The organism is Gulosibacter sp. (assembly GCF_052090685.1).
GTDB lineage: Bacteria > Actinomycetota > Actinomycetes > Actinomycetales > Microbacteriaceae > Gulosibacter.
Window position 1 is genome coordinate 92,136 of sequence record NZ_JBQDBE010000001.1, and the last position, 23,429, is coordinate 115,564.

The 23,429-nt window shown below is 61.9% G+C and carries 26 protein-coding genes and 1 tRNA gene; 22 read left to right on the top strand and 5 right to left on the bottom strand.

The window, feature by feature from the left end; all coding sequences use genetic code 11:
• Positions 1 to 87 precede the first annotated feature (87 nt).
• The 3 genes from ACTHXA_RS00430 to ACTHXA_RS00440 are packed head-to-tail and all read right to left on the bottom strand — an operon-like array spanning position 88 to position 4,226.
• Positions 88 to 1,782 (bottom strand): class I adenylate-forming enzyme family protein, encoded by a 1,695-nt coding sequence (locus ACTHXA_RS00430; RefSeq protein ID WP_441668223.1) that lies wholly within the window; start codon positions 1,780 to 1,782, stop codon positions 88 to 90.
• Between the two features lie 9 nt (positions 1,783 to 1,791).
• On the bottom strand, positions 1,792 to 3,003 hold the full coding sequence (locus tag ACTHXA_RS00435; protein ID WP_441668225.1) for an acyl-CoA dehydrogenase family protein: 1,212 nt from the start codon (positions 3,001 to 3,003) through the stop codon (positions 1,792 to 1,794).
• Between the two features lie 5 nt (positions 3,004 to 3,008).
• Positions 3,009 to 4,226 (bottom strand): acetyl-CoA C-acyltransferase, encoded by a 1,218-nt coding sequence (locus tag ACTHXA_RS00440; protein ID WP_441668227.1) that lies wholly within the window; start codon positions 4,224 to 4,226, stop codon positions 3,009 to 3,011.
• 199 nt (positions 4,227 to 4,425) lie between these two features.
• On the opposite strand from ACTHXA_RS00440, the gene ACTHXA_RS00445 reads away from it, so the two are divergent.
• Genes ACTHXA_RS00445 through ACTHXA_RS00465 form a run of 5 tightly spaced genes read left to right on the top strand, consistent with a single transcriptional unit; the run spans position 4,426 to position 7,927 of the window.
• Positions 4,426 to 5,334 (top strand): 3-hydroxyacyl-CoA dehydrogenase family protein, encoded by a 909-nt coding sequence (locus tag ACTHXA_RS00445; RefSeq protein WP_441668229.1) that lies wholly within the window; start codon positions 4,426 to 4,428, stop codon positions 5,332 to 5,334.
• Complete coding sequence (locus tag ACTHXA_RS00450) at positions 5,331 to 6,122, top strand: enoyl-CoA hydratase-related protein (protein WP_441668231.1); 792 nt, start codon at positions 5,331 to 5,333, stop codon at positions 6,120 to 6,122. The genes ACTHXA_RS00445 and ACTHXA_RS00450 overlap by 4 nt, the downstream gene beginning before the upstream one ends.
• Positions 6,123 to 6,124: 2 nt before the next feature.
• Positions 6,125 to 6,592 carry a PaaI family thioesterase gene (locus tag ACTHXA_RS00455; protein ID WP_441668233.1) on the top strand — a complete coding sequence of 156 codons (468 nt, stop codon included), beginning with the start codon at positions 6,125 to 6,127 and terminating at the stop codon, positions 6,590 to 6,592.
• Entirely contained in the window at positions 6,579 to 7,154 is a 576-nt protein-coding gene (locus ACTHXA_RS00460; protein ID WP_441668235.1) for a MarR family winged helix-turn-helix transcriptional regulator, read from the top strand. Before ACTHXA_RS00455 ends, ACTHXA_RS00460 begins: the two co-directional genes overlap by 14 nt.
• Positions 7,151 to 7,927, top strand: a complete 777-nt coding sequence (locus ACTHXA_RS00465) for an enoyl-CoA hydratase/isomerase family protein (protein ID WP_441668237.1) — start codon at positions 7,151 to 7,153, stop codon at positions 7,925 to 7,927. Before ACTHXA_RS00460 ends, ACTHXA_RS00465 begins: the two co-directional genes overlap by 4 nt.
• 25 nt (positions 7,928 to 7,952) lie before the next feature.
• Here the strand turns inward: ACTHXA_RS00465 and ACTHXA_RS00470 are convergent, their stop codons facing one another.
• Positions 7,953 to 9,323 (bottom strand): nicotinate phosphoribosyltransferase, encoded by a 1,371-nt coding sequence (locus ACTHXA_RS00470; protein WP_441668239.1) that lies wholly within the window; start codon positions 9,321 to 9,323, stop codon positions 7,953 to 7,955.
• Positions 9,324 to 9,365: 42 nt separating this feature from the next.
• Between ACTHXA_RS00470 and murI the strand changes: the two genes are divergently transcribed.
• The 3 genes from murI (at position 9,366) to rdgB (ending at position 11,610) form a co-directional block, all read left to right on the top strand.
• Complete coding sequence (murI, locus tag ACTHXA_RS00475) at positions 9,366 to 10,187, top strand: glutamate racemase (RefSeq protein WP_441668241.1); 822 nt, start codon at positions 9,366 to 9,368, stop codon at positions 10,185 to 10,187.
• An 89-nt stretch (positions 10,188 to 10,276) separates the two neighbouring features.
• Entirely contained in the window at positions 10,277 to 11,005 is a 729-nt protein-coding gene (rph, locus tag ACTHXA_RS00480; protein ID WP_441668243.1) for a ribonuclease PH, read from the top strand.
• Positions 11,002 to 11,610: an RdgB/HAM1 family non-canonical purine NTP pyrophosphatase gene (rdgB, locus tag ACTHXA_RS00485; RefSeq protein WP_441668245.1), complete on the top strand. Its 609-nt coding sequence runs from the start codon at positions 11,002 to 11,004 to the stop codon at positions 11,608 to 11,610. The genes rph and rdgB overlap by 4 nt, the downstream gene beginning before the upstream one ends.
• 26 nt (positions 11,611 to 11,636) lie before the next feature.
• Here rdgB and ACTHXA_RS00490 read toward each other — a convergent pair.
• Positions 11,637 to 11,721 (bottom strand) — tRNA-Leu (locus ACTHXA_RS00490).
• Positions 11,722 to 12,133: 412 nt separating this feature from the next.
• Between ACTHXA_RS00490 and ACTHXA_RS00495 the strand changes: the two genes are divergently transcribed.
• The 14 genes from ACTHXA_RS00495 to ftsX all read left to right on the top strand — a co-directional run bounded on the left by ACTHXA_RS00495 (position 12,134) and on the right by ftsX (position 23,351).
• A complete protein-coding gene (locus tag ACTHXA_RS00495; protein WP_441668247.1) occupies positions 12,134 to 12,769 on the top strand; it encodes a restriction endonuclease in 636 nt (211 codons plus the stop codon).
• Positions 12,770 to 12,872: 103 nt separating this feature from the next.
• On the top strand, positions 12,873 to 14,102 hold the full coding sequence (locus ACTHXA_RS00500; protein WP_441668249.1) for a CpaF family protein: 1,230 nt from the start codon (positions 12,873 to 12,875) through the stop codon (positions 14,100 to 14,102).
• Positions 14,096 to 14,971, top strand: a complete 876-nt coding sequence (locus tag ACTHXA_RS00505; protein WP_441668251.1) for a type II secretion system F family protein — start codon at positions 14,096 to 14,098, stop codon at positions 14,969 to 14,971. Before ACTHXA_RS00500 ends, ACTHXA_RS00505 begins: the two co-directional genes overlap by 7 nt.
• Positions 14,968 to 15,906: a type II secretion system F family protein gene (locus ACTHXA_RS00510; RefSeq protein WP_441668253.1), complete on the top strand. Its 939-nt coding sequence runs from the start codon at positions 14,968 to 14,970 to the stop codon at positions 15,904 to 15,906. The genes ACTHXA_RS00505 and ACTHXA_RS00510 overlap by 4 nt, the downstream gene beginning before the upstream one ends.
• A gap of 35 nt (positions 15,907 to 15,941) precedes the next feature.
• Complete coding sequence (locus ACTHXA_RS00515) at positions 15,942 to 16,142, top strand: hypothetical protein (RefSeq protein ID WP_441668255.1); 201 nt, start codon at positions 15,942 to 15,944, stop codon at positions 16,140 to 16,142.
• Positions 16,143 to 16,144: 2 nt separating this feature from the next.
• Positions 16,145 to 16,522: a TadE/TadG family type IV pilus assembly protein gene (locus ACTHXA_RS00520; RefSeq protein ID WP_441668257.1), complete on the top strand. Its 378-nt coding sequence runs from the start codon at positions 16,145 to 16,147 to the stop codon at positions 16,520 to 16,522.
• On the top strand, positions 16,506 to 17,036 hold the full coding sequence (locus ACTHXA_RS00525) for a TadE/TadG family type IV pilus assembly protein (protein WP_441668259.1): 531 nt from the start codon (positions 16,506 to 16,508) through the stop codon (positions 17,034 to 17,036). Before ACTHXA_RS00520 ends, ACTHXA_RS00525 begins: the two co-directional genes overlap by 17 nt.
• Complete coding sequence (locus tag ACTHXA_RS00530; RefSeq protein WP_441668261.1) at positions 17,033 to 17,479, top strand: pilus assembly protein TadG-related protein; 447 nt, start codon at positions 17,033 to 17,035, stop codon at positions 17,477 to 17,479. The genes ACTHXA_RS00525 and ACTHXA_RS00530 overlap by 4 nt, the downstream gene beginning before the upstream one ends.
• A 108-nt stretch (positions 17,480 to 17,587) precedes the next feature.
• The gene (locus ACTHXA_RS00535) at positions 17,588 to 18,442 is read left to right on the top strand and encodes a CPBP family glutamic-type intramembrane protease (RefSeq protein ID WP_441668263.1); all 855 of its coding nucleotides are present in this window, start codon (positions 17,588 to 17,590) and stop codon (positions 18,440 to 18,442) included.
• Positions 18,443 to 18,498: 56 nt separating this feature from the next.
• Positions 18,499 to 19,611, top strand: a complete 1,113-nt coding sequence (gene prfB, locus ACTHXA_RS00540) for a peptide chain release factor 2 (RefSeq protein ID WP_441668265.1) — start codon at positions 18,499 to 18,501, stop codon at positions 19,609 to 19,611.
• A gap of 116 nt (positions 19,612 to 19,727) precedes the next feature.
• Entirely contained in the window at positions 19,728 to 21,356 is a 1,629-nt protein-coding gene (locus ACTHXA_RS00545; RefSeq protein WP_441668267.1) for a sodium-dependent transporter, read from the top strand.
• Positions 21,353 to 21,463: a methionine/alanine import family NSS transporter small subunit gene (locus tag ACTHXA_RS00550; RefSeq protein ID WP_441668269.1), complete on the top strand. Its 111-nt coding sequence runs from the start codon at positions 21,353 to 21,355 to the stop codon at positions 21,461 to 21,463. The genes ACTHXA_RS00545 and ACTHXA_RS00550 overlap by 4 nt, the downstream gene beginning before the upstream one ends.
• Positions 21,464 to 21,546: 83 nt before the next feature.
• On the top strand, positions 21,547 to 22,437 hold the full coding sequence (gene ftsE, locus ACTHXA_RS00555) for a cell division ATP-binding protein FtsE (RefSeq protein WP_441668271.1): 891 nt from the start codon (positions 21,547 to 21,549) through the stop codon (positions 22,435 to 22,437).
• Positions 22,437 to 23,351, top strand: coding sequence for a permease-like cell division protein FtsX (ftsX, locus tag ACTHXA_RS00560; protein WP_441668273.1), 915 nt, complete (start codon positions 22,437 to 22,439; stop codon positions 23,349 to 23,351). The genes ftsE and ftsX overlap by 1 nt, the downstream gene beginning before the upstream one ends.
• The last annotated feature ends 78 nt before the right edge of the window (positions 23,352 to 23,429 follow it).

Below are 23,429 nucleotides of genomic sequence, written 5' to 3' on the forward strand. Positions count from 1 at the left end.
GCCGTCGTGGTATGGCAGTCGAGGTGCGACAGGGGCGGGACACAGTTCGTGTCCCGCCCCTGTCGCTTCGTCCGAGTGTTTTAGCGACTAATCTCTGGACGCAGTCTGCTCCGCGTGCAGTTTGCGCAGCTCGAGGTGTTGGATTTTGCCATTTGAATTCTTCGGGACCTCAGAGATCACCTCAATGAGGCGCGGCACCTTGTAGGCGGCGAGGTGTTCGCGGCAGAACGACGTGAGTGCCTTGGTATCGAAGTCGGCGTCCTTGTCCCGGAGCGAGACGTACGCCTTGACGGTTTCACCACGATAATCATCCGGCACGCCGATCACGGCTGCCTCACGGATGTTCGGGTACTTGTAGATGGCCTCTTCGACCTCTCGAGGCCAGACCTTATAGCCGGACGCGATGATCATGTTCTTCGTGCGATCGACGAGATATAGCCAGCCGTCCTCATCAAGGAAACCGACATCGCCGGTCCGCAGCCAGCCATCCACGAACGTCTTGGCGCTGTCCTCGGGCGACTGCCAATAACCATCGATGACGTTCGGCCCCTTCATCAGGACCTGTCCCGACTCACCGGGACCGAGGATCTCACCGTCATCGCCCTGGATGCGAACCGAGACGCCCGTCACGGGTTGACCAACTGAAATGACCCCGGTCTCCGGATCTGTCCTGGGGCGCTGACCCGCAAAGGTGAGCGTTCCTGCGGTCGTGGTTTCGGTCATCCCGTAGCCGGGACGAAGCTCGGCATCGAACGCATCGAGCAGACGTTGCTCGAGCGTCGCCGGAATGGGCGCACCGCCCGAGATGAGGGACACGAGCGTCGTTGTGTCGTATGCGTGCTGCCCGTGGGCGTGCAGCAGCGCCGTGTAGACCGTTGCCGCTCCCACCGTCCAGGTGACGCGCTGCTCTTCGACCAGTTTCAGCGACTCGCTGGGGTCGAAACGCGGTTGGGAAACCATCTTGCAGCCCGACCAGATCCACGCACCAATGTTGCCAACGACGCCGGTGATGTGCACGAACGGGGCGAGTGAGAGCATCACGTGCGAGTCATGGTCGACCCCATAGCAGCTCGTCCACGTCGACACGCCGTGGAGCAGATTGCGGTGACGCGTCAGTGTGCCCTTCGCCGGGCCGGTGGTGCCGGAAGTGAACGCGACAACTGCGAGATCCTCGGGCATCGCGTAGCCGCTCGTCTTCGGGGATTGCCCAGCGTATTGGTCGAGTAGCTCGAGGAAGTCGGTGCTATCGGTGGGATTGGTGGGACGAGGCCCGGTGTTGAGTCGTTCGGGCAACGTAATTGCCATATCGCGTAGGTCGCTCGTCACCACGCGGTGCACTTCGGTGCCTTCGATCGCCTCGCGGCCGTCGGTCTCCCAATTATCGATCTGGGTGATGAAGAGCTTCGCGCCCGAGAGCGACAGCAGGTGGCGCGTTTCTTCGACGCGGTACATCGGGCCGATCAGCGCGACCGCGGCGCGGACCTTCCAAGCGGCGAGTGTCGCGATCAGGAATTGTGGTGAGTTCTGCAGCTGCACGGCGATGCGGTCGCCAGAGCCGATGCCGGATACTTCGAGATACGCGGCAAATGCGTCGCTGGACTCATTTAGCTCGCTCCACGTAAAGTCGCGACCGAAAAAGTGCAACGCGACGCGGTCTTTTGCCTCGACCGCGCGACGCGCGAATACGGTGAGCAGGGTCTGGTCGGTGGGCACGCTGCGACCGTCGAACAGCAGCTTTGGCCCAACCGAGGTGAACGGTGTGTCGTTGGTGTGCGTGATCAATGGTGCTCCTTAGACGAATGCCGCGAGCCCGGTGAAGTCGCGGCCGATGATCAGCGTGTTCATTTCGCGTGTGCCCTCGTAGGTGTGCACCGCTTCGGCGTCGCAGAAGAATCGTGCGATGCCGTAGTCGAGATCGATGCCGTTGCCGCCGAAGAGTTCGCGACACCACGCAACCGTCTCGCGCGCACGAACCGACGTGTAGGCCTTCGAGAGGGATGCCATCTCGTCGATGCGGTCCCCGCGGTCGGTGACGGTAGCGAGGCGTTCCAGCAGTGCGAGAGAGGACGTGACGTTAGAGAGACTCTTCACCAAGAGATCCTGGACGAGCTGGAAGCCGCCGATTTGGCGGCCGAATTGCTTGCGCTCGAGCGCGTAGTCGCGCGCGAGTTCGACCGCGCCCGCTTGCAGCCCGGTCGCGATCCAGCCGTTCTCGCTCCGGGTGTGGCGCAGGACCCGCGAGACGTCACGGAAGCTATTGCACTCCGGCAAACGCAGTGATTCAGGAACGACGACGTCGGTCAGGGTGATGTCAGCATTCTGCACGATGCGCAGCGACTGCTTATTGCGGATCTTCTCTGCGCTGTAGCCCTCGGCGGTAGTCGGGACGATGAACCCCTTGACCTGGTCATCCGCCACGTCACGGGCGTAGATGATCGTGATGTCCGACCACGTCGCGTTGCCGATCCAGCGCTTTTGGCCATTGAGAATCCAGTTGTCGCCGTCACGGCGGGCGGTGGTTTGGATACCCTTGGCGGTGTCCGACCCGGAGAGCGGCTCTGTGATTCCGCACGCGCCGATGACTTCGCCACGTGCCATTTTCGGGAGCCATTCCGCGCGCTGTTCGGGGGAGCCGAGGATGCCGATGGAGTTCATCCCGAGGCCGACGTGCACGCCGAAGAATGTCGCGAGTGATGCATCCACCCGAGCGAGTTCGAGCGTGACCCAGCCGCGGAAGCGACTCGTCGACTCGAATTGCTTGCTCTCATCGAAGAGCATTCCGTAAATGCCGAGCTTGGCGAGCGGCTTGACGAGGTCGTAGGGGAACTCTTCGTTTGCCCAGAGTTCGTTGACGCGTGGCTTGGCTTCGCGCTCCAGGAGGGTGCGCAGCTCGGTGAGGCGCTCCTGCTCTTCGGGCGTGAAATCGTTCCAGTAGTTGTAGTAGTCGGTATCGAGTCCGGGAAGCATGTTGTCGTGATCCATGGGTACTTTCTTGAACGTCATTGTTGTCAGTGGTCGATGCGCTCGATGACGACGGCCATACCCTGGCCACCACCGACGCAGAGCGTGGCAAGGCCCAGCTCGCGGTCGAGCACCTCGAGTTCGTGGGCGAGTGTGCCGAGCAGGCGTGCGCCGGTCGCACCGAACGGGTGACCGAGGGCGATCGCACCGCCGTGCGGATTGACAATTTCAGGATCAAGGTCGAGCTGGCGAACCGTGGGCACGACCTGCGCGGCGAATGCCTCGTTGAGTTCGACGGCGCCGAGATCGCCCGCGGTGATTCCAGCGCGTTCGAGGGCGATTCTCGAGGAATCGACCGGACCGAGGCCCATGATTTCGGGGGAGAGGCCGCTCACTGCGGTCGATCGAATCCTGGCCAACGGCGTGAGCCCGCGTTCGCGAGCGAATGCGCCGGATGTCACCACGAGCGCCGAGGCTCCGTCATTGAGCGGGCAGGCGTTGCCCGCGGTGACCGTGCCGTGGGGAATGAACACCGGAGAAAGGCCTGCGAGTGCCTCGGAGGTCGTGCCTGGGCGAGGCGAATCGTCCGCATCCACGACGCTGCCATCCGCGCGAATGACCGGCACAATTTCATCCCGGAAGTAGCCGCTTTCGATGGCGGCTGCGGCCCGGGACTGAGAATTCAGTGCCCATTCGTCCTGATCGGCGCGCGTGGTACCGGTGGCACGGGCTACGAATTCCGCGGTGTGGCCCATCGCAAGGTAGTAGTCGGGGAGCTCGTTTCGATCCCGTGGATCGATCCAGGTGTCGCCCGCTAGCTGCTCATCGACATTCACGGGCGCGGATGCGAATGCGGGGTGCTTCTCGGCGGTATTCGGAATCGAGCGAGATACCTGCTCAACTCCGCCGATGAGGTACGCGTCGCCCTCGCCGGCGCGGAGGGCGTGAAAGGCCATCCGCGTGGCCTGAATGCTCGACGCGCAGAATCGAGTGATCGTGGTGCCGGGCAGCGAGTCGTCACCGAGCATGACCGCCACGCGTCGAGCGATATTGTCGCCTGACTCGCCATCGGGCTCGGCGCAGCCGACGTGAAAATCCTCGAAATCGGCGGTGGTGATATTTCCTGCGCGCTCGATGGCCCCTCGCGTTGCCGTGAGGAGGAGATCTTCTGGACGCACATCGATGAGGCTGCCCTTGCGCGCGCGCCCGATCGGTGTGCGGGCGCTGCTCACGATGACGACATCGTTGTCTTGGTATTTCGACACGGTTGTCCCTTCAGAATGTGGTCGAAAACGGCGTGGCCGTTCCGTGCCCCGCTGCACGGTCATGCCAAAGGTACTCGCGCTGAATTCAAAATGTCAATGTATTGACGGATATTGCCGGAATTGATTAGAGTCGGTTCGACGCGGAGTCCAACGCGGAGCTACTTCAACCCGGAGTGGGAAAGACAGCAGGAGCATGTTCATGGCAATGGAGCTAGAGGATCAGGGGGCCCCCGTGAGGGCAGCCGTACAGGAGCTGGGAATTATCGGAGCAGGGCTGATGGGCTCGGGAATCGCGCAGGTCGCGGCGGTCGCGGGCATCACGGTACGACTCTTCGACACGCAAGCGGGCGCTGCCGATCGCGGCATCGCGGGCATCTCGAAGCAACTCGACAAGCGCGTGGCGCGCGAAAAAATGACGCGCGCAGAAGCTGATGCCGCCATCGAGCGTATTCACCCCGTCGGTACTCTCGCCGAAGCGGCGACCGGCGACGCCGTGGTCGAGGCGGTGATCGAACTCATCGACATCAAGCAGCAAGTGTTCGCGGAACTCGCCGAGGCAGCCGGCCCTCACACACTGCTGGCCACGAATACCTCAGCCCTGCCAATTACGGACATCGCCGCGACGGCGACTGGTCCGGAACGAATCGTCGGGATGCACTTCTTCTCACCTGTGCCCGCCATGGGGCTCGTCGAGGTCGTGCGCGGCTATCGGACTTCGGATGCCACGGTCGATCGTGCGCTCGGGCTCGCGTCACAGCTCGGGAAGGAATCCATCCTCGTCAGCCGCGACGATGCCGGATTCGTCACCTCACGGCTCATGACGGTCATCGTGCAGGAAGCGACTCGTCTCGTGGAGGAGGGACTCTCGACTCCGAAGGAAATCGATCGCGCGTGCCAGCTCGCGTTCGGCCACAAGATGGGCCCGTTTGCGACGATGGACCTCACCGGGGTGGACGTGTCGCTGCGCGCCGGCAACAGCATCTTCGAGCAGTCCAATGACCCGCGTTTTGCGCCACCGCAATTGCTGAAGCGTATGGTCGCGGCGGGCGACCTCGGACGCAAGACGGGCAAGGGATTTTACGACTACCGAAACGAGGCGAACGCATGAGCGACGCAGTACTGACAGAGCTGAGCGACAACGTACTCCGAATCACGATCAACCGGCCAGACGCGCTGAACGCCGTGAACGCCGAAGTTGCGCGCGGGATTGCCGCCGCCCTTATCCGTGCGGAAGAGGATCCGGAGGTGCGATGCGTGCTCTTCACCGGAGCCGGCGACCGAGTACTCAGCTCGGGAGCGGACCTCAAGGCGATGGCAGCGGGTGAAAACGTGGTGCCTCAGGAAGCCCCATATCAGGAGTACGGTTTCGGGGGCAGTACGGAGAAAACGACATCGAAGCCGATCATCGCAGCGGCGAACGGTTCCGCATATGGCGGCGGCGTAGAGATGATGCTGCAGGCCGACATTGTCATCGTCGAACGGGGACGCGAATTCGCACTCCCCGAGGTGAAAGTCGGCATTTTCGCCGGTGCGGGTGGCGCCTATCGCCTTCCGGCACGGCTCCCGCGCGCGGTCGCGCTCGACATGCTGCTCACGGGTGAGCCGATCTCCGCAGAGCGGATGTACGAGCTCGGCTTTGCGAGTCGGCTCGTGGACCGGGGTGAGGCGATCGCCGAGGGAGAGCGACTCGCGAACAAGATCGCATCGAACGCGCCGCTACCAGTGATGGCCTCGAAGCGCATTGCGCGACAGCTCGAGAACGGCATCGACACCACTGAGCGGGAGCAAGCAGCGCTCAGCCATACACTCTTCGCAGAGGTTCTCGCGAGCGAAGACGCGCATGAAGGGCCACTTGCGTTTGCGCAGAAGCGAGCGCCGGTTTGGAAGGGGAAATAATCATGTCGGACACCAACATTCAAGACGCCACAGACGGTCAGACGCCTCGCGAACGAGTCCAGCACCAGATCGATCACGACGCCGCCGTGCAGTGGCTCGGTATCGAATTCCTTGAAGTCGAAGAAACTGGTGTGACGGTGCGACTGCCCATTCGCAACGAGATGCGCAACGGCTTCGGTATCGTGCACGGCGGCTTCCCGTATTTGCTCGCCGACACTGCCTTTGCGTTCAGCGGCACCGCATCCGGAACACCGATGGTGACGCACCAGTCGAACACGACCTACACCGCGCCTGCCAAGGGGGAGTACCTGGTTGCGACGTCGAAGATTCTGCACAGGTACGGGCGCAACATTATTTGCGATGTGACAGTGCAGGACGACGATGGCACAGTCGTGGCATACCTTTCGATGCATGGGGTTGTGTCGAAGAAGGTCGCCACCACTGGCAACTCGAAACTTGCCGGCGCCTGACGGATTGCGTCCGGCACCGACTCACAAGGCGTTCGAACGCGCGGCCCGATCGGCGATGGCGGGCACCGGTCGGCCGGATGCGGAGGCGGCGGTCGCGCTCACGGTGTCGCTCTCGCGAGCGACGGCTCGAATCGAACGAGATCTCGACCTGAACGCATGTCGACCGCTCGGTGTGAGTCTTTCGACCTACCGCGTGCTCTTTTCGCTGCACGTCAGCGGGCCGCTGCGGCCAGGTGACCTCAGCGAACTCACGGGCCTCGCGCCGGGTTCGGTGACGAGCATCCTGAAGCGCCTCGAAGACGATGGCTACATCGAGCGTCGTCGCAATAAGCGCAATCGTCGCGAGACGATCGTCACGGTGACGGATGCGGGGCGTGAATTCACGAAGCAAGGCATGGACGCATCCACCTCGCGCCAGGAACGTTGGCTCAGCGCTCTTACGCGCGGCGAGGTCATCGAGCTGACAAGGCTCCTCCACCGGGTGATCGAACACGACCCCGATCACACGACGCCCGGATCAGACAATACCCCGGCATGTAATAAGAATGGAATCGACAAGTGAAAATTGACCTGGACATCGATGGCGCGGTCGCGACCATCACACTCAATGACGAAGCGACGCGGAACGCACTGCACGACGAAGCACTTGTCGCGATTCGCGCTAACCTCGATGCGGTCGCCGAACGGGACGACGTTACCGTCGTCGTGATCCGCGGCGCTGGCAAGGCGTTCTCATCCGGCGGCTCAATGGAGGCGGTGTCGGCGCTTGCCGAACTTGCGCGTTCCGAGGAGGGGCGAGGCGAAGTAGCGCGTCGGACGCGGCACAACTCTTCCCTGATTGAGCGCATCCTCCAGCAGCCGCAACTCACCGTGGCACTCATGACCGGTGCCGCAGTGGGCGCGAGCCTGGGGATCGCGGGCGCGTGCGATCTGCGCTACGCAGTCCCCACGGCACGATTCCTACCAGGCTTCGGTGCGCTGGGGCTCACATCGGATGTCGGTACGTCGGCCATGCTCCGGCGCGCCATGGGGGATGCGGTTGCGGGCGCTTGGCTCTTGCTCGGCTCGACCTGGTCAGCGGACGAGGCAAAGGAAGCCGGCTTCATCGACTTGATAGATGAGGAACCGGAACTGCGTCAGGCGATCGAGCGGCTCGGTGGCAGGATGGTGCCTCGCGATGGTGTGCGCGTGGCCGCACAGCGCGGCCTCATGGTCGACTCCGAATCACTCGCTGTGCAACTGGATCGGGAGGCGACTACATTCGCGAACACGATCAGCAAGGACGAGGCGCAGCACCGCATCGCACAGATGCTGAAGCGCGCAGCGTCACGCTGACTTCCTAGCCGTTGCCAGCAAACGACTACGCGAGCGAGGTATTTCCGTGCTCGTCGATGTAGTAGGTTGCCAGTGCCGGTTCGCCGCGTCCAAGACGACGCGCGGTACGGGGGAGCTCGGCAATTGCGGCCGCGCAGTGCTCGCGCGCGAGCGTGACACCTTCGGGTCCCACCCACTGGTGGTCGACTTCGCCATCTGTCACGAAATCCACGTATAGGGCGCGGTCGTCATCGTCTCCCACCGGTAGCCCGCCGACTGAGATGAGCTCGCCCGTGGCAATTCCATTGTCGCGACGACGTACCGGGAATTTGAGGCCACCAACCGAGTGTTTTCCCGGGGACGCCTTGGCCACGGGCACCCACTCGCCCGCAGCATCCTTGCGAGCAACGAGCTTGTAGACCATGCCGGAGGCCACCGATCCGGAACCGGTCACCACGCTCGTGCCGACGCCGTAGGAATCCACCGGGGATGCGGCGAGGGCCGCGATGGCGAACTCGTCGAGGTCGTTGGTCACGGTGATTTTGGTGTTCACGGCGCCGAGATCGTCAAGCAGATCGCGGACCTCGCGCACCTGTACGGGCAGGTCGCCGGAGTCGATGCGCACACCGCCGAGCTCAGTACCGGCAACCTCAATCGCGAGCTTCACACCATCGACCACGTCGTAGGTGTCCACGAGGAGGGTGGTGCCGGGGCCGTGCGCCGCAACCTGGGATTCGAAGGCCTCGCGCTCGGTCTCGTGGAGCAGCGTCCAGGAATGCGCGGCTGTTCCCATTGTGGGAACGCCCCAGCCGCGGCCGGCTTCGAGATTCGAGGTCGCGGAAAAGCCGGCAATATACGCGGCGCGCGCGGCGGCAACTGCGCTGCGTTCCCCGGTGCGTCGCGACCCCATCTCGGCGAGGGGCCGTCCGCCGGCGGCCGAGACCATGCGGGCGGCAGCGGATGCCACGGCGGAGTCGTAGTTATAGATGCTCAAGAACAGGGTTTCGAGAATCACGCCCTCGGCAAAGCTGGATCGGACCTCGAGCAGCGGTGATTGTGGGAAATACACTTCACCCTCGCGGTAGCCGCGAATTGAACCCGAGAACTTATAGTTCGCAAGCCAGTCGATGGTGACCGGCGAGACAACCCTGTTGTCACTCAGGAACTTAAGTTCTTCATCCGTAAACCGAAAATGCTCGAGCAACTCGAGCGCGCGACCAATCCCTGCCGAGACACCGTAGCGACGGTCGTTGGGAAGCTTGCGCGCGAACAGTTCAAAAACGCATTCCCGATCGGCGGTGTTGTCCTGAAGCGCCGCATCCACCATCGTCAACTCATAGTGGTCGGTCAGCAGTGCCGTCGATGGCGCGGTTGCCGGGCGGATATCGGGCGTGGGGACAGTCGAATCCTGCGTCATGGGCACAAGCATAACCATCTGAGACGCGTAGGATCAGCGATTGTGAGTAGTGCACCCATCGGAATATTTGACTCGGGCGTTGGCGGTTTGACCGTGGCGCGTGAAATTAGGGCCCAGCTGCCGCGGGAATCGATCTCGTATGTCGGCGACACGGCTCATTCGCCCTACGGCCCCAAGTCGATTGCCCAGGTTCGCGAATACTCGCTGGAGATTCTTGATGAGCTTGTTGACGAGGGCGTCAAAATGCTTGTTATCGCCTGTAATACCGCCTCGGCAGCGATGCTGCGGGATGCGCGTGAGCGCTACAGCGTGCCGGTGGTCGAGGTGATTGTGCCGGCAGTCCGCGCGGCCGTTCACGCAACGCACACCGGACGCGTTGGTGTGATTGGTACCGAAGCGACGATTGGCTCGCGGGCGTATCACGACGCTTTTGCTGCTGCCGTGAATCTGCAGCTCACGGCCCAGGCTTGTCCCGCTTTCGTGGATTTCGTCGAACGCGGTGACACCACGAGTCCTGAGCTCGTGACGATTGCGCAAGAGTACCTCAAGCCGCTGCAAGACGCGGATGTGGACACGGTCGTGCTCGGCTGCACCCACTATCCATTCCTCAAGGGCGTGATTGGTTACGTGATGGGTCCGGACGTGTCGCTTGTGTCCAGTGACGTCGAGACGGCTCAGGATGTCTACCGCGTGTTGGCCGATCGAGGACTGCTTAATTCAGGGGATGAACAGCCCACCTATAGTTATCGTGCCACTGGAGCGAATACCGAAGCGTTCATGCGCCTCGCCACCCGATTCCTCGGCGCCGATATTCGTCACGTTGAGCAACTGAAGACCGGCCGAATCCCGCAGATTCGCAACTGACCGGAGACTTGTCGTGCGACCCGAGCCGCAAACGCGTGCCGGGCAGTGCCTCCCCACCGCATCCGCAACAATTCAATTAGGAGCAGCAAATGACCAAGCGTGCCGATGGACGTGCACTCGATGAACTTCGCCCCGTCACCATCGAACGAGGCTGGAGTGAGCAGGCCGAAGGCTCGGCGCTGATTTCCTTTGGCCGCACGCGCGTGCTGTGCACCGCATCCTTCACTCCGGGAGTGCCGCGCTGGCTCACCGGTAAGGGCACCGGTTGGGTGACGGCTGAATATGCGATGCTGCCGCGTGCGACCAATGAGCGATCGCAGCGCGAAGCCGTCAAGGGCAAAGTCGGCGGTCGCACGCACGAAATCTCCCGGCTCATCGGGCGCTCACTGCGGGCAGCGATCGACATGAAGGCGCTCGGCGAGAACACCATCGTCCTTGACTGCGACGTTCTGCAGGCCGATGGCGGCACCCGAACCGCCGCGATCACCGGTGCCTTTGTGGCGCTGGCAGACTCGATTGAATGGGCACGCGCGAACAAGCACGTGCAGCTGAAGGCCGAGGTGCTCAAGCAATCGGTGGCGGCCGTGTCGGTGGGCATCGTGGACGGTGTGCCGATGCTTGACCTGCCCTATGAAGAAGATGTGCGCGCGGACACCGATATGAACGTGGTGATGACCGGCACCGGCAAGTTCATTGAGGTGCAGGGCACTGCCGAGCAGGAACCATTCGACGGCACTGAGCTCAACGAGCTGCTTGCGCTGGCGATCAAGGGCAATGCGGATCTCGCGCGCATCCAATCGAGCGTGTTGGCACAGTGAGTGACACGAAAACGCGGGTGGTGCTCGCGTCGAAAAATGAACACAAGCTGGAAGAGCTGCGACGCATCCTCGAACCGTCGCTGCCCGGGCTCGAATTGGTGGGCTATGACGGTCCCGCGCCGGTGGAGACGGGGCTGAGCTTTACCGAGAACGCGCTGATTAAGGCGCGTGCTGCGGCGTCGGCCACGGGACTGCCCGCGATCGCGGATGATTCAGGCATTTCGGTGAATGTGCTCGGCGGGATGCCTGGGATTTTCTCGGCGCGCTGGTCTGGCCCCGATCGAGGCGACGTCGACAACTGGAAGCTGCTGCTCTGGCAACTCAATGACGTGCCCGATTTTGCGCGGGGCGCGAAGTTTGTCGCGGCGGCGGCATTCGTGCTTCCCGGGCGGCTCGAGGATTCCGTGTTGGGGGAGTGGCACGGCACGATCCTGCGCGGTGCGCGGGGCGAGGGCGGCTTCGGTTATGACCCGGTGTTCTGCCCCGAGGGCTCTACACGATCGGCTGCCGAAATGCTCCCGGAACAGAAGGATGCGGTGAGTCACCGTCGCCGCGCGTTCGATGCGCTCGCACCGGTGCTGCGCTCCGCGCTCGGGCTTCGCTGAGGGGCGGCGCGGCAGAGCGGCTGGATTGGTGCGGGCGGGGGGACTTGAACCCCCACGCTGTAAAGCACAGGAACCTAAATCCTGCGTGTCTACCAATTCCACCACGCCCGCGCAGCGAACAGTCTAGCCGTATCTGAGCCCCAGCACGGACACCGCGGAGACGTTGAGTGAGCCGAGTGAGCCGTAAGGTATGACTAAGTGTTGTTTGAGCGTTTAGTTGTGGTGTGACGTGGAACCGATCCAAGAGATAATCGAAAGCCTCCCAGAGTGGCTGTTCCCCGCAGTTATTGCGGTATTAATTGCCGTGCTCATTGTCGTGATCGGCCTCCGAGTCTATTGGGCCCTACTTCGTTCGGCATTCAAACGAAAATGGGATGTGGACCTGCCGAGGGGCTATCGAGTGCGTCGCTCTAGCACGGCGCCACAATTCGAATTGCGATTCCCGCATTGGCGATACGCAAAAAGAGACGGTACACGCGATCGGCGGAAAAACGACAACGCAATAGTGACCAAAGAGAGTTCGGTGAGTGATGGAGAATTCGTGGTCCGTTATCGGAATCCAAAAACCATCTATCGTCTTGTCTCGATGCTTCGCACCCGGGGCTGCGAGATCCCATATGCCCGTGCGGAGCGAGCGAAATTGGGACAGTTTAGGGAGCGCGAAGAGCTTCACGCTGCAGTCAATTCGATCGAAGAAATTCTCCGACGGTTTCAGCACGATCCGTATGAGTTCGAGCAGTTTTGCGCGAATGTATTACGAAACAACGGGCTCCGGAACGTCCACGTTACGGCGGCAGCTAATGACGGTGGAATCGATATTAGATTCTTTGATGAGCGCGGTCGGCTCGGCGTCGTGGAATGCAAGCTCTATGCGAGAGCAAATTCGGTGGGTCGTCCGCTCATCCAGAAACTTGTTGGAGCGCAGCAGCACGAACAAGCGGAACGCGCCATCTTTATGACTTCGAGTCGATTCACGCCTGCTGCCGTCACCTATGCGAACGCTATGGCCGTAGAACTCATTGACGGCACTCAGCTTGTCGAACTTGTACGTCGTGCCGGTATGAGCGGCACTCAACGGGCACCCGCACCTGCCAACCCGGTACAGGTGTTTACAGACGCTGACCTCATTGCTGCATATCCAAGTGACTATCAATCCTGATTACGGTTTGGTCGGTCGTGTGCGGGGCAACTCGTTGCTGGATGACGCAATGGGCTGTGGATAACTTTTCTTAGGTTCCGATCCATGCGGCACTATGCCGTTCGTGAGCCAAGCTGTTACCACCATCACCGCCAGGGTGCGCGATCGCGTCCACCGGGATCGCATTGAGCTATCCGCGGGCGCGGCGGAAGCACACCAAATCGTGCACGATGAAGTGCGCGCATATGTGGAACGTGCTCTCGTCAGTGACATGCCGCAGATCCGTGACGAACAGCAGACGGTCAACGAAGTCCTCGCGCACATCACGGGATTCGGGGCACTTCAGCCGTTCCTTGACGATCCTGAAATCGAAGAAATCTGGGTGAATGCTCCTTCCCGAATCTTCGTAGCGCGTGACGGTGTTCCTGAACTCACCACCGCGGTGATCCCGGAAACGGAGCTTCGCGATCTTGTCGACCGGATGCTGTTGTCCACCGGTCGACGGCTCGATATTTCCAGCCCGTTTGTGGACGCCTCGCTACCGGACGGTTCTCGACTTCACGTCGTCATTCCGGACATTTCTCGCCGGTACCCATCCATCAACATCAGAAAATTTGCCCGGCGCATCCGTGACCTGAACGCGCTGGTAGACCGGGAATCACTCACGGCGCAGGCGGCAACATTTCTCCGCTCCGCGGTGCAGGCCGGCGCAAATATCCTGGTTTCGGGCGCGACCCACACGGGTAAAACCACCATGGTCGGGGCACTCCTCGGTGCCGCGCCCGTGAGCGAACGCATCGTCACGGTGGAAGAAACCTTCGAAATTGACCTCGTTGCCCGCGATGTGGTTGCGATGCAGTGTCGTCAACCATCGCTGGAAGGCACGGGAGAGATCACGCTTCGCCGGCTCGTGAAAGAGGCCTTGCGGATGCGGCCCGATCGACTCGTGGTCGGTGAGGTACGCGAAGCTGAAGCGCTGGAACTGCTAATTGCGTTGAACTCCGGGCTTCCCGGCATGTGCACCATCCACGCGAACTCCGCGCGCGACGCCCTCGTGAAACTGTCGACGCTGCCGCTACTCGCCGGCCGAAATATCGACTCAGGTTTCGTCGTCCCGACCATTGCATCCAGCATTGACCTTGTGCTGAACCTTGAACTCTTGCCATCGGGCCGCCGACAAGTGCACGAACTCCTCGCACCCACCGGCGCGGTGCATGCGGGCGTGATCGAAGCATCCACCCTGTTTCACCGACAGCACGGCGTGCTGGTCGCAACCGGCGTCAAACCACCGCGGCTCGAGAAATATGAGCGACGCGGGATCGACCCGACACAAATCTTGGTGCCGGAATGGTGACCGGAATTACCCTCGGGCTCCTCGCCGGAGCAGGCGTCCTCCTCATCCTGATGGCCTTCTGGTCACCAGCCGCAACCGCGACTTCCAAATCCACGCGAGAACTTGCGGTCGTGCGGCACCTTCGTGAGGACCTAATGCGCGCCGGGTTCGAACGCATCCCCGTTGCCGGATTCCTCGCACTCGCCTTTATTCTGGGGTGCATCGTCGGCGCAATATCGCTGCTGGCCACCGGAATCCTCGTGCTCGGCGGCATCGGCGCGATTGCCGGATTCGCCGGAACGATCGCGCTCATGCGCTGGCGTGCACAGCAGCGCCGCCGCGCGAATCGCGCGCACTGGCCTGATGTGGTTGACCACCTTATTGCCTCGGTGCGCTCGGGGCTCGGGATGCCGGATGCGATTGAACAGCTTTCGAAAACCGGTCCGGAAACGCTTCGGTCCGAGTTTGATGCCTTCGCCAGGCAGTACCGCGCCACCGGATCCTTCAACCTCGCCGTTGACGAATCGAAGGAGCGGCTCGCCGATCCGGTCGCCGACCGCCTCTTTGAAACGCTCCGGATGGCGCGCGACGTGGGCGGTACGGAACTGGCCCGGGTACTGCGTGACTTCTCCTCCTTCCTACGGGAAGAGCAGGCGGTCCGGCACGAAGCGGAAGCACGGCAGAGTTGGGTGGTCAATGCCGCGCGACTCGGGGTCGTAGCACCCTGGATCGTCCTGGTAATGCTCGCGACCCGGCCCGAGGCAGCTGCCGCCTACAACACCCCGGGCGGTGTGCTCGTGATTGGAATCGGTCTCGTGATCTCGGTGATCGCCTATCGACTTATGCTCGCTCTTGGCAAGCTCCGCGAAGAAGAACGGTGGTTCGCATGAACCCCGAACTCGGACTCGCGGTGCTCTTCGGCCTCACCCTCGGATTCGGGTTGTGGTCGATCGTCGGTGTGGTCCCTCGCCTGGCACGACCGCGCTTGATCGACCGCGTCGCACCCTTTGTGACCGATGTCTCGGACGAGGCACGGAACCACGTCAACCGCGGTACCGTTGATCCGCTCCCGGTGCTTGGCACACTGGTGTCTCCGGTGATTGCCTGGCTAAGCGGTGCGCTAAACACGATCGTCGGGGGCAATGACCTCGTTCGGGTGCGCCTACGGCAATCGGGCAGCGCCATGACCCTCGAACGCTTCCGCACCGAACAGGCAGTGTGGGCACTCGTCGGGGCGATTATTGGTGTACTCGGCGCAGTGCTGATGCTCCGAAGCTCCGCGCAGTACCTCCTCGGTGCCATCATCCTTCCACCCCTGTGTGCCGCCGGCGCCGTTGCCCTTCGCGACTTTCTCCTCCGCCGTGCGGCCGAGGCCCGCATCCGCCGGATCGCGAGCGAGTACCCAACCGTGCTCGAATTCCTCTCGCTCTCTCTCGCCGCGGGCGAGGGCATTGTGGATGCGCTGATTCGGCTCAGCAAGATGGGTCACTCCGAGCTCTCCCGCGAGTTCGCGGGCGTGGTGGTGCGCGTGCGCTCCGGCACCTCGATCGCCACGGCGCTGCGGACCCTCGGCCGCGACCTCGGTTATACGCCGCTCACCCGCACCCTGGACCACATCGTCACCGCGATGGAACGCGGGGCACCCCTGGTCGAAGCGCTCCGGGCCCAGGCACAGGATGCCCGTGATCTGTCAAAGCGCGAATTGCTTGAGGAATCGGGCAAGTCAGAGGTACGGATGATGGTGCCGCTCGTAATGCTCATTCTTCCCATCACCGTGCTCTTCGCCGTGTATCCATCATTCTTCGTGCTCACCAATACGTTCTAGCCGCGCCACCAACCAACCACGAGAAAGGCCCCACTATGCGACTGCTGCTCAACCTCCAGAATCAATTCGACCGTCTGCTTGACCGAGCCCGCCGCGAAGACCGCGGCGATGTACCGGGCTGGGTCTTGGTCGCACTCATGTCTGCTGGGATCGTCATCCTGCTGTGGACCGTCGCAGGCCCGCTGCTGACCGAAGTGTTCCAGGACGCGATAAACCGCGTGACCGCAAACTTCTAATCGTGCAATCGCTCAAGGCGAGGCTGAGGAGCGAACGCGGAGCCGCATCCGTCGAGTGGACGCTCGTCGCGGCCCTGCTCACGCTGCTTTTCCTCACCGTGCTGCAAGTCGGCTTCGCAATGCATATTCGCACCACCCTCATTGACGCCGCAGCCGAGGGCGCGCGGCAAGCGGGCCTGGACGGTGCAACCGCATTCGACGGGCAGCTTCGCACAGAGCAACTCATTGAGGCGGCGATTGCGCCCGAGTACGCCGATGACATCCGGGTGGATCGGGGCGAGACCCTCGTTGCCGTGACGGTTCGCGCGCCTCTGCCGCTGATCGGGCTACTCGGATTTCCGAACGGAGTGGAAGTGACCGCGCATGCACCGGTGGAATGAGCTCGCGCAGTCGCTTCGCTTGCCTGTCACGGGGCGGATGCGGGTGCAGGCGGCCGAGTGGCTTGACTTGCGGGTCACGAAGTGGCTCAGGTTCGTCCAGCAAGACCGCGGATCGGCGAGCCTCGAGTTTCTCGGCGTGGGGATTCTGCTACTTGTCCCCATCGCTTACGGGATGCTCACCCTCGTGCAACTCGAGCAGGCCATGTTCGCGGTCGAACTGGCAGCGAGAAACGGCGCGCGAACGCTCGTGGTGGATGCGCAACCCGCCCTCGATGGGTCGTTCGCGGCCGAGCAGATTGCCTGGGCACTCCAGGATCACGGCATTGACCCAAATGCGGCGCACATCACCATGACCTGTGCCCCGAACCCCGATTGCTCAGTGCTTGGCGACACCCTCACCCTCAATGTGCGCGTGGACGTGGAATTGCCGTTTACACCCGGGGCGGCACTTGCGGTTCCCGTCGAAGCAAACGCCACCTTCCCGCGCGAACGCTTCGAAGGGTTACCCGAATGATCCGCGGGCTGAAGCAGCTGGCGCGCACCCTCCGTGCCGATTCCGGATCCATCACGCCCTTGGCAATCATTTATGCCGTGATCGCGCTCGCGGCCGCGCTGCTGTTGTTTGCCGCGGCGGATCTCTATCTCGAGCGCAAGCAGTTGTTTACCCACGCCGATGCCGCAGCGCTCACCGCGGCCAATACCTTCGAGCTCGGTGATGTCGCCGCAACCGAGGGAAATCTGAGCATCCAGCTCCAGCAAGACGACGCCGTCCAGGCAGCCGAATCGTATCTGCTGACCCACGCATCCACCGACGCAGAACTGGTCAGCGCCACCGTGGACGGCGACACGGTGACCCTGCATGTGCAAGGGGAGTGGCGCGCAGAAGTCGGTGGGATGTTCTTCCCAATTTCGGTGCCACTGAGCGTCGAAGTCTCGGCGCAAGCCTCGATGGAGTAGCAAGCCCACAGCCGCGTCTTCGGGGTTTCCCCACACCTCGTGGCAGCAAGCCGGAGTCCAGCTCAAAATGGTCGAAATCAGCGGTGTCGGATTGCTAACTTTCGAGCCATGAACACCACAACACTCAACGCAACGAAGCGTGCGGCCTGGACTTTCATCGCCGCAATCCTCGCCACCATCACCCTGGTGTGCGGAGCGTTCCTCATCCTCAACCAGCCGATTCCCGAGTGGTTCGTGATCGTTGGTCGCTGGATTCCGGCGATTGTGGCCCTCATCGTGATTAGGGCCTACAAGCTTGACGGCGGTCTTGCCCGCTGGTGGCAGCTGCGGCCCGGCGGCTTGGCACGATTCGCGCTCGGCTCACTCATAGGACTTGCGGCACTCGTGGGCAGCAATTTTGCCGCGGCCTATCTCTACGCGAATATTGCCTGGATCGACCTGCACCCCTGGCCGGTAATTGGCCAGATGCTGCTCATGGTCATCCCGATGGCACTCGTGTTCACGATCAGCACCTTCGGTGAAGAAGTTGCCTGGCGTGGATTTCTCCAGCAAGCCTTCGAGGGCTGGGGATACCTCCGAGCCTCGGCAACGATCTCGGTGATCTGGGTGCTCTTCCACGTACCACTGCACGGCACCATGGCACTGCAAGGCGTCCTGCCGTGGCACGTGGCAATAGCATCCACCCTCGGACTCTTTGCCTTGGGAATGTTCCTCAGCGCCATCACCCTCCGGTTCGGGAGCATATGGCCTGCGGCCATCGCCCACGCAGCACCCCTGACGGCACTGAACTTCTTCACCAACGTGGATGCGCTCGCGCCGACCACCGTGTACGGCGTCACCGCGCTGACGAGTGTCATCCTCATCATTGTCGGCGCCGTGATCGCAAATAGGACGAAGCGCGCAACGCGCCCCGCGCACACTCCCGTGCAGACCAGGCTGCAGGGAAGCTATGCGCAAAATTAGCGGCGGCGGACTGCGTGCAGAGAATCGCACGGGGCGGCGGGTAGTCTGGAGGGATCATGATCAACCTCGATATCGCCGACGACATCGCCCACCTGCGGTCCACGTTCAACGACATTCGCCAGGTGCTCGACCCCGATGCGCTTGAGGCCAAGATCTCCGAACTGGAGACTCAAGCCTCGCAACCTGACCTCTGGGACGACCCCGAAAGTGCCCAGAAGGTGACCAGCGACCTGTCGCACGCCCAGGCTGATCTCAAGCGCATCCGTGAAATCGAACAGCGACTCGATGACCTCGAGGTGCTCGTCGAAATGGCCAAAGAAGCCGACGACGAAGACACCGCTGCGGAGGCACACCGCGAACTTCAGGCGATCACGAAGGTCGTCGGTGATCTCGAGGTGCAGACACTGCTCGACGGCGAGTTTGATCCACGACCGGCGGTCATCACGATCCGTGCCGGTGCGGGTGGCGTGGACGCTGCGGACTTCGCAGAAATGCTGCTGCGCATGTACGTGCGCTGGGCCGAGGGCCACGACTACAAAGTGACCGTGCTCGACACTTCATACGCAGAACAGGCCGGGGTGAAGTCGGCCACCATCGAAATCGATTCCCCCTACGCCTTTGGCACCCTCTCGGTTGAGGCGGGCACGCACCGACTCGTGCGCATGAGCCCCTTCAACTCGGCCGGGTCGCGAGAGACGAGCTTCGCTGCGGTCGAAGTGGTGCCGATGATTGAGCAGACCGACGAGATCGAGATTCCCGAAAACGACATTCGCGTGGATGTCTACCGTTCTTCAGGCCCGGGCGGCCAGTCGGTGAACACCACCGACTCGGCAGTGCGCATCACACACATCCCCACCGGCGTGGTTGTGTCCTGCCAGAACGAGAAATCGCAGATCCAGAACCGTGCCGCGGCGATGCGAGTGTTGCAATCGCGACTCCTGCTGCTGCAACGCGAGCAAGAAGAAGCCCAAAAGAAGGAACTCGCGGGCAATATCACCGCATCCTGGGGCGACCAAATGCGCTCCTACGTGCTTGCGCCCTACAAGATGGTCAAGGACCTCCGTTCGGGTTTCGAAAGTGGAAACCCAGACAAGGTCTTTGACGGAGGAATAGACGAATTTATCGCCGCAGGCATCCGCTGGCGCAAAACTGAACAGCAGGCCGCTTAAACCGTAGCCACAATGTTCCCTATTACGGGCTCAGGAACTGCTACTATCCGGGAGATAAAACGCCGATGGCCCGCTCCGGGCATCGGTACGCAGTGAGTTCTTGAGGAGTAAAGCCAATGGCGGCTAAGCAAAGAACTGCGGCCAAGAAGGAGACTTTTGGGTCGCGCAACGCATTTATTCTCGCGGCGATCGGTTCGGCGGTCGGCCTCGGCAATATTTGGCGGTTTCCGTATGTAGCGTACGAAAATGGTGGTGGAGCGTTCATCATCCCGTATCTCGTCGCACTGCTGTGCGCGGGTATTCCACTGCTTTTCCTCGACTATGCCATCGGGCACCGATACGGCGGGTCCTCGCCGCTGTCGCTCGCGCGCATCCAACGGTGGATGGAATCCCTCGGTTGGTGGCAAGTGCTCGTGTGCGTGATCATCGGCATTTACTACGCCGTGATCGTCGCGTGGTCGGCGATGTACCTGATTTTCTCGGTCACCCAGCAGTGGGGTGACGATGCGAACGGTTTCTTCTTCGGCAACTTCCTGCAGTTGTCGGATGAAGTGCAAGTCGGCTTCGACTTCGTGCCGGGTGTGTTCTGGCCACAGCTGCTCGTGTGGGGAGCAGTCCTCGTGGTGATGTTGCTCGGCGTCCGCAAGGGCATCGCCGGCGCGAACCTCATCTTCATGCCGCTACTGGTCGTGATGTTTATCGCGATGGTCGTGGTATCGCTGTTCCTCCCCGGTGCAATGGACGGCCTCAACGCCTTCTTCACTCCGGACTGGGGCGCACTGCTGGAGCCGAGCGTGTGGGCAGCCGCGGTCGGCCAGATCTTCTTCTCGCTCTCGGTCGGGTTCGGCATCATGATCACCTACGCCTCCTACCTGCGCCGTAAGACCGACCTCACTGGCTCGGGCCTTGTTGTCGCGTTCTCGAATTCGAGCTTCGAGATTCTCGCCGGTGTCGGTGTATTCGCGGCCCTCGGGTTCATGGCAAACGCGGCGGGTAGCGGCATCAACGATGTGGTGGATGCGGGAATCGGCTTAGCCTTCGTGGCCTTCCCCACGATCATCTCGCAAGCGCCGCTCGGATCAGTGATCGGGGTGTTGTTCTTCGGATCTCTGCTCTTCGCGGGCTTTACCTCAATGATTTCGATCATTGAGGTAGTCATTGCCGGTGTCCGCGACAAGCTTGGCATCAAGCGCTGGGCCGCGGTGACGATCGTCGTCATCCCAATGGCGATTATTTCGCTCATGCTCTTCCCGACCTCATCCGGCATGTATGTGCTCGATGTGTTCGACGCCTTTGTCAACCAGTTCGGCATCCTCGCCGGTGCACTCGCAATGGTGGTCGGTGTCGCGTGGATTGCGCGAAAGGTACCGTTGCTGTCGCGGCACCTCACGCGACTGTCCTCTTTCCCGGCACGCGGAATCTGGATCGCGCTGATTGCGGTGATCGTGCCACTGGCCCTCATCGGGATGCTCGTGTCCGAGATCATTGCGAAGACGAACGAGGTCTACGGCGGCTACCCGCCGGAATTCGTGATGATTTACGGCTGGGGTATGTCGATCCTGCTCGTGGTCGGCGGAATCCTATTGAGCCTGCTGCCGTGGACCTCGCGCGTTCGTCCAGACTTTGATGAGGACAAGGCAGACCGGGAAGTGGACGGATTCATGAGCGGGCAGCTCACCGAATCCGATGATGGCGTCACCAGTTCTGTCGGCACCGCTACTACCGCGAAGGAGGAAAACCGATGACCCCCATTGCAATCACAATGATGGTGATCTCGCTGGTCACCGTGTGGGGCGGCCTCGTGGTCGTTGCCCTGAACTTGCGGATGCGCGGAACCGACCGCGACCAATAGCATCCAGAAAAATTTGGCTGGCGACTTGCGACTGGGCGAGTCGCCAGCCAAATTGCTTTCTCGCGACGTAGCGTGGGCGTGCCATGATCAGATTTGACCACGTCTCCAAGCTATTCCGCGGGCAGACCGACCCCGCGCTGGACAGCGTGACCTTTGAAATTCTTCGCGGGGAGTTTGTCTTCTTGGTCGGGCCTTCCGGGTCGGGCAAATCAACGGTGCTGCGGCACATCCTGCTCGAGGACTACCCGACGAAGGGTCAGGTCCACGTGCTCGGACAGGACCTTGCGAAAATCTCGAACCGTAAGGTCCCCTTTTATCGCCGCAACGTCGGCATGGTGTTCCAGGACTTCCGGCTGCTCGCCAATAAAACGGTGTTTGAGAATGTCGCCTACGCGCAAAAAGTGCTCGGCAAATCGCGTGGACACATCCGCCAGGCCGTGCCCGAGGTACTCAAGACGGTTGGCCTCAAGGGCAAAGAGGACCGCTTCCCGCACGAGCTCTCGGGCGGTGAGCAGCAGCGCGTGGCGATCGCCCGTGCGGTGGTCAACAAGCCGGCAATTCTGTTAGCGGATGAGCCCACCGGTAACCTCGACCCGTCGACCTCGCGCGAAATTATGCGGGTGCTTCGTCGCATCAACAAGAACGGTACCGCCGTGGTGATGGCCACCCACGACGTGTCGATTGTGGATGAAGAGCGCCAGCGGGTGATCGAGCTGCTGGATGGATCGATGGTGCGTGACGAAGCACGCGGCGTCTACACGCCCGAGGTCGTCAAGTATGAGGAGCCCGAGGCTCCCGAGGTTGCTGCAGAGACCACTCGTGGGCAGACCATCGCGGCGGCCATGGCCGAGCGAACGGCGGCTCCGGATCGGCGCCCCGGCTCGAAGAAGGCCGATATTGATCATCCGACCACTCGACTGCCTGATGCGGACGAAGACGACGGTGCTGACCTTCACGAGGGAGGGGTGCGCTAATGCTCGGATTCGTACTCGGCGAAATGTGGCAAGGTTTGCGCCGCAACACCTCGATGGTCATTTCGGTGATCCTGGTGACCTTCGTGTCGCTGACTTTCGTGGGCGCATCCATGCTCCTGCAGCTGCAGATCCAGTCGATGAAAACCTACTGGTACGACCGCGCGCAGGTCGCGGTTGATTTCTGTACGGATGTGTCCACCTCACCCGACTGCTCGGCAGGGGTCGCCACCGAAGAGCAGATCGGCGCGGTCGAAGCGGAACTCACCGGACCGGCGATCGAGCCGTATATCGATGAGTACTACTTCGAATCCCAAGATGAGGCCTATGACCGCTTTGTTGAGCAGTTCTCGGATGATCCGATGGTGTCTTTCGTGCAGCCGGAGCAGCTCAATCAGGCCTTCTGGGTAAACCTCGTGAACCCGGAAGATTCCGAAATCATCGTGCAAACAGTGTCCGGGATGGCGGGCGTGGAGTCCGTGACGGACCAGCGACAGTTCCTCGACTCGATCTTTGCCGTCCTCAACGGGGCGAGCCTTGCATCCTTCGCCATCGCGCTGGTCATGCTGGTCGCGGCAGTCTTGCTCGTCGCAACGACCATCCGGCTGTCTGCCTTCTCGCGCCGCCGAGAGCTCCGCATCATGCGCCTGGTGGGCGCCTCGAACGGGTTCATTCAGGCGCCATTTATTCTCGAAGGACTGTTCGCCGGCCTTGTCGGCTCGCTTCTCGCCTCAGGTGCGATCATCGGTGCGACGCACTGGTTCGTGCAGGGCTACCTCGCTCCAAGGATGCCTGGCATTCAGATGGTGACCATTTGGCCGGATGCGGTGCTCACTTCAGTCGTCTTGGTGGTGCTCGGTCTCTTGCTTGCGGGGATTGCCTCGAGTATTTCGATCCGGCGATACCTGCGCGTCTAGGCACGGAACGTCGCCACCCTGTAGGCTAGAACGCTGACCTTGTTGCTGCGAGGTCTGTGTAAGTGCCGGGTTGCCGGC